Source organism: Rhizobium sp. L51/94 (assembly GCF_019355555.1).
Taxonomy (GTDB): domain Bacteria; phylum Pseudomonadota; class Alphaproteobacteria; order Rhizobiales; family Rhizobiaceae; genus Rhizobium; species Rhizobium rhododendri.
Genome location: NZ_CP072142.1, coordinates 1,077,420 through 1,094,018, shown reverse-complemented (window position 1 = coordinate 1,094,018; position 16,599 = coordinate 1,077,420). Strand labels below are relative to the sequence as shown.

Here is a 16,599-nt window from a genome sequence, read left to right as displayed (position 1 = left end):
CGAAAATCGAGTTGAGATTCGGTCATCAGGGACATCGACTGGCTCAACGCTAGTTGCCAGACCAAATTTATGAACCCTATTGGAATGCCCAGATCTCTTTCGCGATGTGCTCGGCAATTGCTAAGGATGATGTGGCGCCGGGCGACGGCGCGTTGCGAATATGGGTCACATATCGCGTCTTGCGGATAACAAAATCATCTACCAACCGGCCGTCGTTCTTCATAGCTTGGGCGCGGATACCTCGGGTAGCGGGCACTACCTTTACGTCTGCAAGGGACGGAACATATTTCGCCGCTTCAGCCACGAAGGTGTTCTGGCTGAGGACGGTCTTCAGTTCTCGGATGGCCACCGCCTTGTTGCGGGCCGCAAATTTCCAGAAGCCGGGAAAGGTGACGAAATTGGCGATGTCGCGCAGGTCGAAGCGGCGGCCGGAATAGTTTTCGCGGCCGAGCGAGATGAAGGCATTCGGGCCGATAGTAATCTCGCCGTCGATGCGCTTAGTGAAGTGCACCCCGAGAAAGGGAAAGCGCGGATCCGGAACCGGATAGATCAGCCCCTTTACGTGCTTTCTGAAGGCGGCGTCGACGACGTAGTAGAGGCCGAAGAACGGCACGATGCGCGGTTCATCCCCGTCACCCGAGGCGCCCGCCAGGCGATCCGACTGCAAGCCTGAGCAGGCGATGACATGGTCGTAGGGCTTGTCGTCGAGCCGCCCTTCGGCACCCTCGACATAGGCGCCGTCGCTGCTTTCGGTGATCTTGGCGACCTTCGTCCCGAGCCTGAGGCTGGCGCCCCACTCCTTGATTTCGGCGGCGATGCGCCTGGCTACCGCCTCGTAGCTGACTATGGCCGTGCGCGGCGAGTGTAGCGCCCGGATGCCGACGCCGTTCGGCTCGATTTCGCGCATCCGCTCAGGCCCGATCAGGCTGACCCCAGGCACGCCATTGGCGATCGACCGCCTGTGGATCGCCTCCAACCGCGGCAGTTCTTCGTCCTTGAGCGCCACCACAAGCTTGCCGCATTCGTCATAGGGCAGCGCGTGGGCGACACAGTAGTCGCGAATTAGTTCGGCGCCGCGGGTGCAAAGCCGCGCCTTCAGGCTGCCCGGCTCGTAATAGAGGCCGGCATGCACGACGCCAGAATTGTGGCTCGACTGGTGCTGGGCAACATTCGCCTCCTTTTCGAAGACGGTGACGGCAATGCCCGAATGATCCAGTATTAGCTGTCGGGCCACGGCAAGGCCGTTGATGCCCGCTCCGATCACTGCAATTCGCCTGGACATGGTCTTCTCCGGTACGTCTTCTGGTGGTGGTTCGAAAAACATGCGTTGCCTGCCCCCATCGAAAAGATGCAGCCAAGCCCAGAGTTACGTGTTCGATGAACAGCTCATCCGCCTTATCTACGGAACAGCGCAGGCGCGGCTAACTCTCTGTTTCACCGCAATTCATAGCGGAATTCAGAGTTAAATTCTCCGAGCTCTTTTCACCACCTACTTTGAGCTAATGGCCCCAGCAGCGTTATCGATCAATCTAGTCATCCATCGACCTGATCCGCTTTGGATACACGCCCTTTGTCGGCGCATTTGAGAAGCTTTGCAGCGTCTGTCCACCATCCACCAGCCACGCCGCGCCACTGACGTGGCGCGCCCCATCCGAGGCCAAGAACAGAACGATTTCTGCCACGTCTTCCGGCTGACCGATCCGCCGGAGCGGAATCCGCTCAGCGAAATGCTCGACCGCCGATTTAATGTCTCCATCCCCTCGCATGCCGGGCACACCGAGCGTCGTCTCAATCACACCGGGGCATACCGCATTCACTCGTATACCATAGCGCGCCAGATCCAGGGCGGCGACTTTGGTCAGGCCGACGACGGCGCTCTTGGTGGCGGCATAGCCAGCGCCTCCAGAAAGGACGTCCCATCCAGCCATTGATGATCCCATGTTCACGATCTTGCCGGCAATCTGCAGTTTTACCATCGCCGCTGCCGCAAACTTCAACACAAGAAACATGCTACGAAGATTGGCGTTGACAATGGCGTCCCAGTCCGACGCCTCGAGCAGATGTACCGGCGCGACGATGCCCGAAATGCCCGCATTGTTGAAGACAACGTCGATACGACCGAATGTTCTGAGAGCGAGATCGACCGCTCCCTTCGCCGCGGTCTCGTCGGACAAGTTGCCAGCAACAATTGCCAGTCGGTCCCCGACCCCGAACATTGACGCCTTACTTTCCAATGTCTGCCCGTCGATATCTGCCAGCACGACGTTCGCGCCGCGCTCGAGAAACATCCTGGCGGCCGTACTGCCTATGACCCCGCCACCGCCGGTGACAAGCACTGTCTTGCCCGCAAAATCCTGTCCGAATGTCATTTCGATGCACGCCTCTTCTTGATTCAGATCTCGTGTGCAACCAGCGGGTCAGGGTAAGAACGCCAGGAATAACGTGGTTGAAACCCCAGAAGATCCTTCGCCAACGCATTCGACAGGAGGCTACCGTGATCATCCAGATATTCCCGCAGTTCCACATCCGGATAGTGCGTCTCGAGCAGTTGATGTGACGGCGTTTCACTATAGGTATCGTCGGCCGAAATGAAGATGCGTTCATGACCTGTCGCCTCTGCTCTGGCAGCCCGGACGAAAGCCTCTGCGGCATCCCTTGCGTCGATATAGGCCCAAAGATCCAGAGGCGCATCAGAGCTCTGGCGGCGCGGCCCGACATCCCGGAAGAAACTCTCCGGTGTTTGTATCCAGGGCATCCGGATGCTCATTGCCGTCCCGCCGGTGCGTCTGACCCAGGCTTCAACCATCTCCTCACCCAGCCATTTTGTCACGGCATAGATGTCCTGCGGCTGGGCTCTGTGGGACTGGTCGATTGGCAGAAAATCGAGCTGCACCGGAGCCGGCGCAAACGGCAGGCCGATGATGCTAAAGGATGAGGCAAACAACAGTTTCTTTATGCCGGCCGTTTCCATGGCGGTCAGCACGTTGAACATCAGGGCCATGTTCGTTCTGAAGACATCATCTGTCGCGTAGCCTCCGGGGCGCGGTATCGATGCGATATGCGCCACGCAATCAACGTCCCTGATCAGTGCCGTCGCTGTAGGAAGGTCGCAAAGGTTGGCCCCGACTATATCGCCGCTTTCGTTGCCGACGATGTCCATGGCCGTAACGGCAAAGCCGGCGGCACGATAAGCCTCCACCACATGGCGGCCAAGCAGTCCAGCAGCCCCCGTCACCAAGATATGCATCCCTGCATTTACCTCCGCCGACCCCGCGTCGCAGAGCAAGTTAAGCGAAAAATCCGTCCGTAGTCCAACAATATTTCTGATTGCACCCTGCTTGACAAACGTTGAATTTGCGGCTCAGTTTAGTTCGTCCACGAACTATATAGATCGACCTGCGCTGACTGGGATGCGCTTGAAACGGCAGTTCGGGCTAACAAACAACAACAGAGTGGGAACGATCATGATTTCGATTTTCAGGAAAGTGCTTGCCAGTTCGGCGATGATCGCCACTCTGGCCTTCGGAGCAACGGCTGCGGATGCCGCTCAGCTCAAGGTCGCGGCGATTTCGGGATATTTCTCGCAGGGCTTCGGCATTTCGATCGTCAATGGCTTAGACAAGGCCAAGAAGGATCTCGGCATCGAGCTGAAGATCGTTGACACCGGTAATCGCGCGCTCGACTATGAGGAGCAATTCAACAACCTGGCCAAGGATGGCAATTACGATGTCATCTTCGTCATGGGCTGGGAATTGGTCGACGCGCTCCAGAAGTCGCATGCCGCCTACCCAAAGCAACGCTTTGTCTTCATTGATGGCGTGCTCGATAGCCCGACGATGACCTATGTCAAATTTTCAGAGGAAGAGGGTTCATACCTCGCGGGCGGCCTTGCGGGCATGTTGACAGCGGAAAAAGTTGACGGCTTCGCCGACTCTTCGCAAGTCGGCTTCATCGGCGGCCGCGACATCCCCGTCATTCATAACTTTCTTATGGGTATGGAGCAGGGCGTCGCCAAAGCTTCCAAGGACGTGAAGGTCAACAGTGTGTTTGCTGGCACCTTCGACGATCCGGCCAAGGGCAGCGAAGTGGCGATGGCTATGTACGGTCAGGACATCGATATAATCTACCAGGCAGCGGGGCCGACTGGTGAGGGTGTTCTTCAAGCCGCCAAGGCCGCCAACAAATACGCGATCGGCGTTGACATCGACCAATGCGCCACCGCACCGGGCAACATCTTGGCATCCATGATGAAACGTGGCGACATCGCAGTCTACAACATGATCAAAGGCCAGGTCAGTGGCGACGATCCTATTAAGGACGGCTCCGTACTCTACGGCATCAAGTCAGGCGGCGTCGAGCTGAAGGTTTGTGATCAGGTCAAGGACAAGATCCCGACCGATGTCATGACCAAGCTTGAAGCTATGCGCAAGGGCGTCGCCGACGGCACGATCTCCGTGGCTCTAAACAAGTAGAGCAAAGCCCAGGGTCTGATCGGGTCTCCAGTTCGGAATCTTGGTCCAACTTGGCGCGGCGATTCTATTCGCGCCAAGTCCCTCCTTTTTGATTTAGGTCAATGGCCGTTGAAAACGATGAGAGCTTGATGGCTTACGCGATCGAAATGTCCGGCGTCACAAAACGCTTCGGCCCGCAGACGGCCAACAGCGACGTCAATCTCGCGGTTCGCAAGGGCGAGATCCATGCGCTGGTCGGGGAGAACGGTGCTGGAAAGACGACGTTGATGAATGTCCTCTTCGGCCTCTACCAGCCAGACGCAGGGGTTCTGAGCATTGATGGTGAACCGGTGGTGATGGATTCGCCGCGCAAGGCGATCGCGCTCGGTCTCGGCATGGTGCACCAGCACTTCAAGCTGGTGCCGTCGCTGACCGTTGCCGAAAACATTTTTCTCGGCATGGAAATCACCAAAGGCGGTCTCATCGATCGCAAAGCGCAGAGCGCACGGGTCCGCGAACTGTCGACAGCCTTCGGCCTTCAGGTCGATCCGGATCGTCGCGTTGCAGAGCTCTCGGTTGGTATCGAGCAAAGGGTCGAGATACTCAAAGTGCTCGCCCGCGGTGCGAAGATTGTCATTTTGGACGAACCCACAGCCGTACTGACGCCGCAGGAAAGCCGGGACCTATTCCGAATCCTGCGATCCTTTACGGAAAAAGGCATGACGGTGATCTTCATCTCGCATCACCTGTCGGAAGTGATGGAGGTCTCCGACACGATCACGGTGCTTCGCGACGGCCGCGTGGTCGGCACCAGGCCGACCAGCGAAGTCTCGGAAGACGAGCTCGTCCGGATGATGGTCGGCCGGGCCGTCAATTTCGATCGCCGGCCGCGAGGCGCGGTGACGGGAGAGCCGGTGCTTGATCTGCGCGAGGTCTGTGCCCGCGACGATCGCGGCCTGCCGACGCTGAGCGACATCAATTTCAAGGTCAGGGCCGGCGAGATCATCGGCATCGTTGGCGTCGATGGCAATGGCCAGACCGAACTGGCGGAAGTGATTTCAGGCCTACGCCAACCGAGCCACGGCGTCATCCAACTATGCCAGACGCCCGTGCAGGGGCAGGATCCGCTAACCGTTCGCATCGCCGGGCTCTCGCATGTGCCAGGTAACAGATTGGTGCGCGGCGTTGATGCCTCGGCTTCCATCGCGTCGAACATCCTGATGGGACGGCAGCACTCAGCGCCGTTTGCCAAGTGCGGCTTCATTCGCTGGACGCATGTCAAGCAGCAAGCCGAACGGCTGATCAAGCAGTTTGACATCCGTGCGACCGGCCATCGAGCCGCGGTCAGGACGCTATCCGGCGGCAATATGCAAAAGGTCGTGTTGGCCCGTGAATTCTCCCGTGGAGCACCCTTCCTGCTCATTGATCAGCCGACACGCGGCGTGGACATCGGTGCCATGGAAGGAATCCACGACGAGATCATCCGGCAACGGCAAATCGGCGCCGCAATACTGCTGATCTCCGTGCAGCTGGACGAAGTTCTCAAGCTGGCCGATCGTATCCTGGTGATGTTTGCCGGGCGTATCGTCGGAGAAGTCGATCCGGACAACACGACCGAGGACGAGATCGGATTCCTGATGGCCGGACGCCAGGCCGGTGAAATGAAGGTGGCCTCATGACCGCGAGCCGCGACGACGCACAAACGGTCCTGGTCGCACCAAAGCGCCGTATGAAATTCCCCGACTGGGCCGAGGGCATGTTCGGCCAAATGCTGGCTATCGGCATCTCGCTAATCGGCGGTGCGATCATCATCATTGCCGTCGGCGAAAATCCCACGCATGTGTTCGCGACGTTATTGCGCGGCGCGTTCGGCAATAGCGAACGCATCGCTGGCTCGCTGCTTCAGGCGACCCCCATCATCATCTGCGGTGTGGCAGCCTGCATTGCCTTGCGTGGCGGACTGTTCAATATCGGCGTCGAAGGCCAGCTCTATGTCGGTGGTTTTGCCGCCGCCTGGGTCGGTTTCGGCTTTACTCTGCCGCCGGTCATTCATTTGCTGGTTGCGCTGGCGGCAGCCGTCCTTGCGGGTGCACTCTGGGTCGCGATACCGGCCTTCTTCCGGGCCCGCTACGGCACCAACGAGGTCGTCTCGACCATCCTGGCCAATTACGTTGCCGTGCTGTTGACGTCCTATCTGACGATCAGCGTCTTCAAGCGCCCGGGCGGCTGGTCGGAAACGGCGCCCATTGCAGCCACCGCCGAGCTGCCGCATCTGATGAACGATTCCCGTGTCAATCTCGGGCTGTTGATTGGCATCGCGCTTGCCTTTGGCCTGCAGCTGTTCCTGAAGCGGACCAGCGCCGGCTACTCGATGAGCGCCATGGGGGCCAATTTGAAGTTCGCCGAATATGGCGGCGTTAAAGTCAAGCGCAACATCCTCGTCATCCTTTTGGTGTCAGGCGCAGTCGGCGGGCTGGCCGGCGGTGTCGAGACGCTCGGCGTGCACCATCGCTTCATGGAAGGCTTTGCGCCGGGCTTCGGTTTCGATGGCGTGATCGCCGCCCTTCTTGCCAATGGCAGCCCGATCGGCATGGTCGGCGTGGCGCTATTCTTCGGCGCGCTCAGGGCAGGATCGCTGCTGATGGAGGTGGAGACGACGGCGTCGCGCGAAATCATCACGGTGATCCAGGCCTTGATCATTCTCTGCGTTTCGGCGCAGATTCTAGTGCGCCGCCGCCGCGACAGCCGTCAGGGAGAGCGTCGATGGAAATTCTAGAAAAGATCTTCAATCTGGCGCTGATTGCCGCAACCTTGCGCACGACCGCGCCCATCCTGTTGGTCGCGCTCGGCGGCACCTTCACCACCAAGGCCGGCATCTTCAACATCGGCCTTGAGGGACAGATGCTGATGGGTGCCTTCTGCGCCGTACTCGGTTCAATCTGGACCGGCTCGGCGCTGGGCGGCGTGCTATGCGGCGTGCTAGCGGCCGTGACCATGGCCGGACTGTTCTCGCTGCTGGTCGTCACATTACGGGCCAACGAGGTTGTCGTCGGCCTGGCGCTCAACATCCTCGCCGGCGGCCTGACGATCTCGCTCACCAAGGCGATCTTCGGCGTGCGTGGATCAATTGTCCGCGGCGACATTGTCGGGCTGCCGCGGATCGACATTCCTGGCATCGCCATGCTGGGCCAAGTTGGCCGCGTGCTGTCCGGTTACACGCCACTCGTCTATTTCGCCTTCATCGCCGTCTTCCTTGTCTGGCTGATCCTCTATCGCACGCGTCTCGGCCTCTATATCCGCGTCGTCGGCGAGAAGCCGGAGGCAGCCGAGGCGATCGGCATCCCATCAGCGCGGATGCAGCACATTGCTTCGCTGCTCTGCGGCGTGCTCGCGGGCCTGGCCGGTGCGCATCTGTCGCTCGGCTATATCACCATGTTTGCCGAGAACATGTCGTCGGGCCGCGGTTTCATGGCCGTCGCCGTGCTGATCTTTTCAAATGGCGACCCGCTGAAGGTGCTGTTCGGCTGCCTGCTGTTCGGCTTTTCCGACGCCGCCTCGCTGCGGCTACAGACCTTCGGCGTCTCTTCCTACCTCGTGCTGATGGTGCCCTATCTGGTGTCGCTGTTGGCACTGTTCGGGCTGACCTACCGCCAGCGGCCAAAGGTCGTCCGGGAAACGCTTGAAAGCTTCTCTCTTCTCAAACGGGCGTAAGGCCAAGGAGCCATGATGGAACGAATAATTTTGGATGTGGACTCGGCCGGTGACGACATCCTTGCCATCCTCTTTGCGCTCGGATGCGAAGGTATCTCACTGGAGGGCGTCACTGCCTGCACCGGGGCGGCCGGCGACATCGAGCAGGTTACCAACGTCGTCCTCAACACGCTATCGCTGGCAGGCCGCGACGATATCCCGGTCGCCGCTGGCGCCTTCCGTCCAATCGTCGGCAATTCGGCCGCTGACATGCTGGCGCCCGTGAATTTCGAAAAGCAGTTGCAGGCGCGCTTTGGCGACCGGCTGAGGGACTTCAATCCGAAGGCCCCTCCCCCGAAACGCCAGGCGATGCAAAAGCACGCCACGGACTTCATCATCGATACCGTGCGGGCCAATCCCGGCGAGATCTCGATCGTCGCAACCGGACCACAAACGAATGTTGCCCTGGCGCTGCGTATGGCCCCCGATATCGCCGGTTTGGTCAAGCAGATCGTCGTCCTCGGCGGCTGCTTCCAGACGCCCGGCAACATGACACCGGTCTCCGAATACAACATCTGGGCCGACCCGGAAGCGGCACGCGTGGTGCTTGCCAGCGGCGCGCCAGTCATCCTCGTCCCGCTCGACGTCTGCGAGGACAACCGCGTCGCTGCCTCCATGCTGACGCGCGACGACCTGAACGATCTCGGATCGCTCTATCCCGACAGCACCGTGGTGTCCTACGTCCAGAGGACGTTTCCGATCTACATCGACATCTGGCGGGAGTTCTTCAAGCTCGTCGGCTTTCCGCTCGATGACGCGATCGCGGTGAGTGCAGTGCTGCATCCAGAATTCTTCTCCATGACAGAGCCGCTGTTCGTAGATGTTGCCCTCAGCGAACGCTTGGTGCGCGGCCAAACGGTGGCATTCCGCGGCCGACAGATACTGCCGTTTTCCGGACCTGCGACGACCCGCATCTGCCAGGACCTCGACGGCAAGAAATTCCTGAAATTGTTTAAGAGCGCCATTGGCGCATTGGCATAGGAAAATGATGATGAAGAAAATCCCTGTGCTCATAGACTGCGATCCAGGTCATGACGACGCCATCGCCCTGGTCATGGCGCATCGCTCTCCAGCCATCGACCTTCTCGGGGTAACGACGGTCTGCGGCAATGCCACCCTTGACCGCACCACCACCAATGCGCGGAGGATTCTCGAGTTCATCGGCGCGACCGATGTGCCGATCGCAGCCGGCTGTGTTTCGCCGCTGGCGCGCTCCCTCGTGCTCGGCACAGCTGACGGGCCGAGTGGCCTCGATGGCACGACCTATCTGCCCGAGGCGTCGATGCCGCTCGTCGACATGCATGGCGTCGACTTCATCGCCAAGGTGCTGTCCGAGGCGGAAGAACCGGTGGTTCTGGTGCCGACGGGACCCTTGACCAATATCGGTATGTTTCTGCTGAAATATCCGCAGCTGAAGCACAAGATCGCCAGGATCGTGCTGATGGGCGGCGCCTTCTACCGGCGGACGGAATACATCACTCCGACCGAGTTCAATATCTTCTGCGACCCCGAGGCCGCTAGAATCGTGCTGGAAAGCGGGCTCGACATCACCATGGTCGGTCTCGACGTCACTATGCACGTGCTGGTCGAAGAGGAGCAGTTCGCCGAGTTGCGGAAAATCGACACCAAGCTCGGTGAGGTCGTTCTGGACTGGCTGAAATTTTATGAGAAGCTGCATCGCGGCCAGATGGGCGTCGGCGGCGCGCTACACGACCCGCTGGCGCTGGCGGTGGTCATCGATCCGACCTTGATTGAAACGCGCGACGCTCATGTCGAGATCGACCTGACCGGGACGCATACTTTCGGCGCCACGGTTGCCGACTACTGGAACCTGCGCGGACTGGGGACCAACTGCAAGGTGGCCAGCCGTGTCGATTCAGACCGCTTCTTCGAACTGATGTACACGCTGCTGCGCGACTGACCCGCCACGAACCACGGAGTTTTTCGGATGACCGACGTATTTTCCGCCCACCGCCACGATGACGCAGCGATACTCGACCCGACCAAGACGGCAGTCATCGTCATCGACATGATCAACGAGTTCTGCAAGCCCGGCGGACGGATGGTGTTGCCCGGCTATGAAACACTGATGCCGCAGCAGAAGGCACTGATCACTGCTGCCCGAGCCAATGGCGTGCCGGTGATCTTCGTCGTCGATTCCCATCGCAAGAACATGCGGCGAGATCGCGAATGGGTGAAGCGCACGCCGCATGGCGTCGAGAATACCTGGGCGACGCAGGTCATAGACGATCTCGAAGTGCAGGACGAAGACATCGTCGTCGTCAAGCACCGCTATTCGGCCTTCTTCCAGACCGACCTCGATCTCGTGCTGAAAGACATGCTGATCTCGCAGCTCGTCGTCTTTGGTGTCGTCACCAACATCTGCGTGCGATCGACAGTGCATGACGGCTTTTTCCAGGGCTACGATATCGTCGTGCCGCACGACGCCTGTGCCGCGACCGGACCACGCGAACATGTTTCGACGCTTTACGATATTGCCACCCATTTCGGCACGGTCTCCGACACCGAGACGGTAACCGCGGCCTTGGCCGGTAAAATCGCGATTTCCAACCAGATTTTCGAAGCATAAGCGATGGGAACCCTCGAGACCCAGGATCGAACTCCGAAGGGTGGCAAGTGTTCGCGCGAGCAACCCGCGGATAACGCGCCGAGATCGCGGGAGGCGATAGACCTGCGGCTCGCCGAAATCGGCTACAAGCTCGAGGAGCACAATGCCCATATCATCCGGCTCGCGCATCAGAGAGCCACGGCGATCTTCCAGAAAGCATTCGAAGGTTATGCGCTGACTCCACCGCAATCGGCGATCCTCGCGACCCTTTTGCGCTATGGACCGATGTCGCAGATCAATCTCGGCCGCCTGACGGCGATCGACACTGCGACATTGAGCCCTATGCTGCAGCGACTGCAGGATCCGGGCCTCCTGCAACGCGTCCCATCGGATGAGGACCAGCGTGTCAATTTGGTTGCCCTCACCGAAAAGGGTATCGATTTCGCATTGGAAACCTTGCCGATCGCAAAGCGGGTTAGCGACGAGGTGCTGGCACCGCTGAAACCCAGGGACCAGCGACGATTCCTCGCAATGCTGGCACTCCTAAAGTGATCCTGGGTTATTTCCTTAAGGATTGACGACCGTTCGATAAAAAACCGGCGCTCAACAGGTCGACCAAAGACTTGCGTTACCGCAGTCCATCCTTTCCTATTACGTCCGCGCGCTGCAGCCCACCGACACGTGGCAGGGGCCGCCCACCGGTCGTCAAGGCGATGGCGATGACGATCTCATTGGCCTTCGGTGCACCGGGTATACGGACCTCGACGCCGTCGAAGTGACTGCGGACATAGACCGCATCTTTGTAGCCAAGCGGAATGTCGAAGATGGCGCCCGGACCTGCCCGCTTCTTGGAGGACGGAATGATAGACGCGCCGCCAGCCAGTGCAGCGCGGATCGGTGCCCCAAGCTTCGGGTGCAGGAAGGCCGCCGCATGCTCCAGCTCGCCATCCTCGCCAACGGCAGCCGCTTTGCCAAAACTGTGGATGGCTGAGGCAGGTACACCGAGCAGAGCAATTGTCCTTTGCACCAGCATCTCACTAAGCGGCGTCGCCAGGTCATAGAGCGGAGATAGGTCGGCGACGAAGGCGCCGGCATAGGGATTTTTGACAACCGCGGCAGCAACCGCGCGCCGGACGGGCGGCTGTACCACTTGCCCCTGCTCGCTCAGCGTCTCCTCGACGAAGGTGACGATCCGCCTGATCTCAAGGTTCATCGCAGCCCATCCTCGCCCTTGATGTCGGCAACTGCCAAGCCGCCAAGCCGCGAATGAACCCGGGGACCCGTCGTCATGGCAAGGACGAAGACGATCTCATTGCGCTTCGGGGCGTCCGGGATGCCTACTTCGATTGCGTCAAAGTGGCTCCGGACATAGGAGGCATTGATGTGAGTGATCGGCACGTCGAGCCTTGCTCCCAGCCCGCCGACCTTCTTGGCCGAAGGGACGATTGCCTTCGCGTTGCCCAGAACCTCACGCATCGAATAACCGCCAGGCACATGCCAAAGGGCGCCGTGCTCCAGCTCACCGGCCTCACCGACGATCGAGCCTTTGCCGTAACCCTCGATAACCGCGACATCACCGCCAAGCGCTGCCAGCAGGCGCTGTGCCATATCGAGGCCAAGAGGCTTCAGCGTGTCCATGTAGCCGGTAATATCCTCGACATATCCGCCGGCGAACGGATTTGCGACGACCGCCATGATGACGCCGCGCCGCGGCGGCGTGTCGGCCACCGGGCCACCGTCATGGAAGATCTCCTCGATCTGAAGGTAGAATTTGCGAACTTCGACGGGCAGCATTCAATTTTCTCCTGTTTCTGATCCTGTCAGGCGACGTGGCGGGTCGGGTTGCGAAGTGCCTCTGTCTCGTCGGCAACGACTTTTCCGGTCGAGGGGTCGATGACCACCCGAAACAGCTTCCGCACGTCTTCTATGCTGTAGTAGCCAAGTCCGACATCAGTCAGCACATCGGCGACATCACGCTCGAATGGCGATCCGTAGCCACCGCCGCCGGGTGTCTCCACACGCACGCGGTCTCCCTTGCGCAGCGCAATGTCCTGCTCCTTGGTGATGTGCGGCGGTCGATATTCGACGCCGTTCCGGATGACGACGATGCTGCCTGGTTCGCCATCGCGACCGCCGAGGACGCCCTGCGGTCCGACGCGTCCGTGATCCATCACGAAGGAGGCGCTAGCCTCGCCGCGCAGCAATTCTACCTCGTAGGTCAGGCCAAAGCCGCCGCGGGTCTTGCCGGCACCGCCGGAGGCCTCGCGCAGAGAATATTCAGTAAACAGCACCGGGAAGACCTGTTCGGTGATTTCAACGGGCGGCGACTTGGAAATCCCGATCGTCGAGCAGCCATTCGTCAGCCCGTCGCCGGCGATGTTGCCGCCATAGCCACCGCCCGAAATCTGGTACATGACATAGTCGCGACCGACCTCCGGATCGTGGCCGCCGAGGGCGAAATTGCCGCTCGAGCCGGCAGGCGCTGCTGTCACCAGCTCGGGCAGCGCGTGCACTAGCGCCGAGAACACGGCTTCAGCAATGCGTTGGGAAACTTCTGCCGCACAGCCCGAGACCGGCCGCGGGTATTTCGCGTGCAGAAAGGTTCCGGCCGGATCCTTGATGATCAGCGGCTCGAAGGCGCCCGCACTCAAGGGAATGTCCGGAAAGATGTGACGGATCGCCAGATACACCGAGGAATGCGTCGTCGCCAGAACGCAATTCATCGGGCCCTTGCAAGGTGGGCTTGATCCTTCGAAGTCAAAAATCAGCGTGTCGTCGTCGGTCTTGGTGACCAGCAGCGAAATCTTCAGCGGCTCGTTGACGATACCATCGGAATCGATAAAGGCGGCGCCGCGATAGGTGCCGGTGGCGATCCTGCGGATAGAGGCGCGCATCTGCGCGGCAGAGCGAACGCGCAATTCGGCTATCGCATCGATCACCGTTTGATCGCCATAGCGATCGAGCAGTGCATGCAGGCGCTCGGAACCGACCCGCAAGGCTGCGGCCTGCGCCCGGATGTCACCTATCCTTTGATCGGCGATGCGGATGTTGGAGCAGATGATCGCATAAATCTCCGAATCGAGCATACCCTTCTTGAAGAGTTTCACGGGAGGCAGACGCAGACCTTCCTGCTCGACGGATGTCGCCGACGCGGAAAACCCCCCAGGCACAGCACCGCCGATGTCCGGCCAGTGGCCGATGTTGGAGAGCCAGCAGAAGATCTTGCCGTTGCGGTAGAAGGGCATCGCGAAGCGGACGTCCATGAGGTGCGTGCCGCCAAGGTAGGGATCGTTGACCACATAGATGTCGTGCTCCTCCGGCGGCAGACAACGGCCGTCGCGGATGAACTCGATGATCGTCTTTGTCGATGCCTGCATGGTACCGACGAAGACCGGAAGGCCGCCGATGCCCTGGGCGATCAACGAGCCGTCGTCGGCGGCATAGATGCCATCGGAACGGTCATCAGCTTCGGAAATGATCGGCGAGAAGGCCGCGCGCGAAAAGGTATGATCCATCTCGTCACAAACCTGCTGCAGCCCGGCCTGGATGACAGTCAGGGTGATGGCGTTGATACCGCTCATGCTCGTTGCCCCACGGTGATGATTATATTGCCTTGCGCGTCGCCTTCAGCGACATCGCCGGGATTGATGACGGTTGTGGCATCGAGCTGCTCAAGGATGGCCGGACCCTCGATCCGAGCGTCAATCGGCAACTTCTCACGCCCGTAAACCGGCGTCTGGCGCCATGCGCCGCCAAAACGGACCGGCCGCGTTTCCACCAGTGCCTCTTCCACTGTCGCCGCTCTTCCTGCCATGGGGATTAGGTTCTCTAGGCTGACCTCACGGCGGATGCCGATGACCGAGGTGTTGATGCTGACGATTCTTGCCCGGACTTCCGGAAGGCGCACGCGGAAGCGATCGTAATAGGCTTCCTCGAACAGCAGCTGCATTGTCTGCATGTCTGCGGCGCCCTCCGGCAGCTTGACGCGGATCAGATGCGTCTGACCGGAGAACTGCATGTCGGCGCTGTGCTCGACGACGATCTGAACCGGCTTGACGGCTTCCCTGCCAATCGCCTGCAGTCCCATGGCCGTCCGGCTTTCGACCAGCTCGTCGATCAGTGCCGGATCGGTCTCGACAACCAAGCGGTTGACCGTCGTCACGTAGTCGTGGCGAAGATCTGCGACGACACAGCCGATGGCATTGGTCAGGCCCGGCCTTGCCGGCACGAATACTTTCGGGATGGAAAGCTCGCGGGCAATCGCCGAGGCGTGTAGCGGACCGGCACCACCGAAGGCAAACAGTACGAAATCGCGCGGATCGTTACCCCTGTCGACAGACACCATCCTGATGGCGCCGGCCATCTTGAGATTGGCGATCTCGACCACTGCTTCAGCGGCCTCTATGGCATCAAGCTCGAGTTTGCCGCCCACCTCGGCTGCAAAAGCACTAGCGATCCGCTCCACCGAGACAGGCTGATCCACCGCGAGAAGCTTCTTCACGCTCAAGCGGCCAAGCAGTAGATTGGCATCGGAAATGGTCGGCCGCGTACCGCCGCGACCGTAGCACATCGGCCCCGGCCAGGAGCCCGCACTCTGTGGCCCGACCTGCAGCAGCCCTGCGTCATTGACGGCGGCAATCGAACCGCCACCGGCGCCGACCGTATGGACATCGACCATCGGCACATGGATCGGCATCGCATATTCGATATCGATCTCGTTGGACACTAGTGGCTTGTTGTCGCGGATCAGCGCCACGTCTGTCGACGTGCCACCCATGTCATAGGTGATCAACCGGTCATAGCCGGCGCGCTTGGCGGTGTAGGCGGCGGCGATGACGCCGGACGCTGGACCCGACATGACAGTCTTGGCGGCTTCCCGGGTCACGAGACGTGACGAGATCGTCCCGCCATTGCCGTTCATGACTAGCAGATCCCTGTCATATCCGCTGTCCTGCAGCGCCGTGCGCAGACCTTGCAGGTAGCGTTCCAGCACCGGCTGGACTGCGGCGTTCACCGAGGCCGTCACCCCGCGCTCGAACTCACGGGCTTCGGACAGCAGGGCGTGGCCGCTCGTCACATAGACATTCGGCCACAGGGAGTTGGCGATTTCCACTGCACGCTGTTCGTGGACCGGGTTCTTGTAGGAATGCAGGAAATGGATGACCAGAGACTCGCAGCCGGCGTCAATCAGGGTGACGATGGCATCGCGCAGTTGCTCCTCGTCGAGCTGTACGCGGATCTTGCCGCTGGCCTCCATCCGCTCATCAACTTCGAGACGCAGGTCGCGGGGAATGAGCGGCACGAAGGTCCCGAACAGGCCATAGGGCGTCGGACGGGTGCGGCGGCCGAGCTCGATGACGTCGCGAAATCCACGGGTGGTGATCATTCCGACCTTCGCGATGCGGCGCTGCAGCAGCGCGTTGGTCGTCACCGTTGTACCATGCACGATCATGTCGATTTTCGCGATGGGATAGCCCGCCTGCGCCAACGCATTCAACACGCCCTTAGACTGGTCCCCCGGCGTTGACGGGGTTTTCGCCAAGACGACCTTGCCCGCCTTCTCATCTATGATGATCAGGTCGGTAAAGGTGCCGCCAACATCGATCCCGGCGACAATCCGGTCATTCAAGGTATTCGCTCCCGGTGCCATAGGCCCCCCTGACTGGTCGTATTGGAATGAGAATGGAAATCGGCGACGGCAGTCTACGCGCCGTTGCAGGTAGGGCCTTGCACTTCCAGGCCCGCGATCTGGCAGTGGCTCACCACAGCGGTCGCAAGAACGCACCCCAGTAAGATGTTCGATCCGACATCAATGACTTCCATGCACGA

15 protein-coding genes are annotated in these 16,599 nt (G+C 60.2%); 8 read left to right on the top strand and 7 right to left on the bottom strand.

Annotated elements, in window-relative coordinates:
• Positions 1–76: 76 nt before the first annotated feature.
• The 3 genes from lhgO to J5274_RS22975 form a co-directional block, all read right to left on the bottom strand.
• Complete coding sequence (gene lhgO, locus J5274_RS22985) at positions 77–1,282, bottom strand: L-2-hydroxyglutarate oxidase (RefSeq protein ID WP_219275246.1); 1,206 nt, start codon at positions 1,280–1,282, stop codon at positions 77–79.
• A gap of 247 nt (positions 1,283–1,529) precedes the next feature.
• Positions 1,530–2,369 (bottom strand): SDR family NAD(P)-dependent oxidoreductase, encoded by an 840-nt coding sequence (locus J5274_RS22980; RefSeq protein ID WP_219275245.1) that lies wholly within the window; start codon positions 2,367–2,369, stop codon positions 1,530–1,532.
• Positions 2,370–2,392: 23 nt separating this feature from the next.
• Positions 2,393–3,247 (bottom strand): NAD(P)-dependent oxidoreductase, encoded by an 855-nt coding sequence (locus J5274_RS22975; protein WP_219275689.1) that lies wholly within the window; start codon positions 3,245–3,247, stop codon positions 2,393–2,395.
• Positions 3,248–3,464: 217 nt separating this feature from the next.
• On the opposite strand from J5274_RS22975, the gene J5274_RS22970 reads away from it, so the two are divergent.
• From J5274_RS22970 to J5274_RS22935, 8 genes are all read left to right on the top strand, one after another.
• Positions 3,465–4,472 carry a BMP family protein gene (locus J5274_RS22970; protein WP_142831234.1) on the top strand — a complete coding sequence of 336 codons (1,008 nt, stop codon included), beginning with the start codon at positions 3,465–3,467 and terminating at the stop codon, positions 4,470–4,472.
• A 128-nt stretch (positions 4,473–4,600) separates the two neighbouring features.
• Positions 4,601–6,130, top strand: coding sequence for an ABC transporter ATP-binding protein (locus J5274_RS22965; RefSeq protein ID WP_142831143.1), 1,530 nt, complete (start codon positions 4,601–4,603; stop codon positions 6,128–6,130).
• Between the two features lie 50 nt (positions 6,131–6,180).
• Entirely contained in the window at positions 6,181–7,227 is a 1,047-nt protein-coding gene (locus J5274_RS22960; protein WP_219275688.1) for an ABC transporter permease, read from the top strand.
• The gene (locus tag J5274_RS22955; protein WP_209186048.1) at positions 7,215–8,162 is read left to right on the top strand and encodes an ABC transporter permease; all 948 of its coding nucleotides are present in this window, start codon (positions 7,215–7,217) and stop codon (positions 8,160–8,162) included. Before J5274_RS22960 ends, J5274_RS22955 begins: the two co-directional genes overlap by 13 nt.
• A gap of 15 nt (positions 8,163–8,177) precedes the next feature.
• On the top strand, positions 8,178–9,182 hold the full coding sequence (locus J5274_RS22950; protein ID WP_142831140.1) for a nucleoside hydrolase: 1,005 nt from the start codon (positions 8,178–8,180) through the stop codon (positions 9,180–9,182).
• Between the two features lie 7 nt (positions 9,183–9,189).
• Positions 9,190–10,122, top strand: a complete 933-nt coding sequence (locus J5274_RS22945) for a nucleoside hydrolase (RefSeq protein ID WP_374108299.1) — start codon at positions 9,190–9,192, stop codon at positions 10,120–10,122.
• 27 nt (positions 10,123–10,149) lie between these two features.
• Positions 10,150–10,791 (top strand): cysteine hydrolase family protein, encoded by a 642-nt coding sequence (locus J5274_RS22940; RefSeq protein ID WP_142831138.1) that lies wholly within the window; start codon positions 10,150–10,152, stop codon positions 10,789–10,791.
• Between the two features lie 3 nt (positions 10,792–10,794).
• A complete protein-coding gene (locus J5274_RS22935; RefSeq protein ID WP_142831137.1) occupies positions 10,795–11,322 on the top strand; it encodes a MarR family winged helix-turn-helix transcriptional regulator in 528 nt (175 codons plus the stop codon).
• A 76-nt stretch (positions 11,323–11,398) separates the two neighbouring features.
• Here J5274_RS22935 and J5274_RS22930 read toward each other — a convergent pair whose 3' ends face one another.
• The 4 genes from J5274_RS22930 to J5274_RS22915 are packed head-to-tail and all read right to left on the bottom strand — an operon-like array spanning position 11,399 to position 16,420.
• On the bottom strand, positions 11,399–11,983 hold the full coding sequence (locus J5274_RS22930; protein WP_142831136.1) for an amino acid synthesis family protein: 585 nt from the start codon (positions 11,981–11,983) through the stop codon (positions 11,399–11,401).
• Positions 11,980–12,564, bottom strand: coding sequence for an amino acid synthesis family protein (locus J5274_RS22925; RefSeq protein WP_142831135.1), 585 nt, complete (start codon positions 12,562–12,564; stop codon positions 11,980–11,982). The genes J5274_RS22930 and J5274_RS22925 overlap by 4 nt, the downstream gene beginning before the upstream one ends.
• Before the next feature lie 26 nt (positions 12,565–12,590).
• Positions 12,591–14,351 carry a hydantoinase B/oxoprolinase family protein gene (locus J5274_RS22920; protein WP_142831134.1) on the bottom strand — a complete coding sequence of 587 codons (1,761 nt, stop codon included), beginning with the start codon at positions 14,349–14,351 and terminating at the stop codon, positions 12,591–12,593.
• Positions 14,348–16,420 (bottom strand): hydantoinase/oxoprolinase family protein, encoded by a 2,073-nt coding sequence (locus tag J5274_RS22915; RefSeq protein WP_142831133.1) that lies wholly within the window; start codon positions 16,418–16,420, stop codon positions 14,348–14,350. The genes J5274_RS22920 and J5274_RS22915 overlap by 4 nt, the downstream gene beginning before the upstream one ends.
• Between the last annotated feature and the right edge of the window lie 179 nt (positions 16,421–16,599).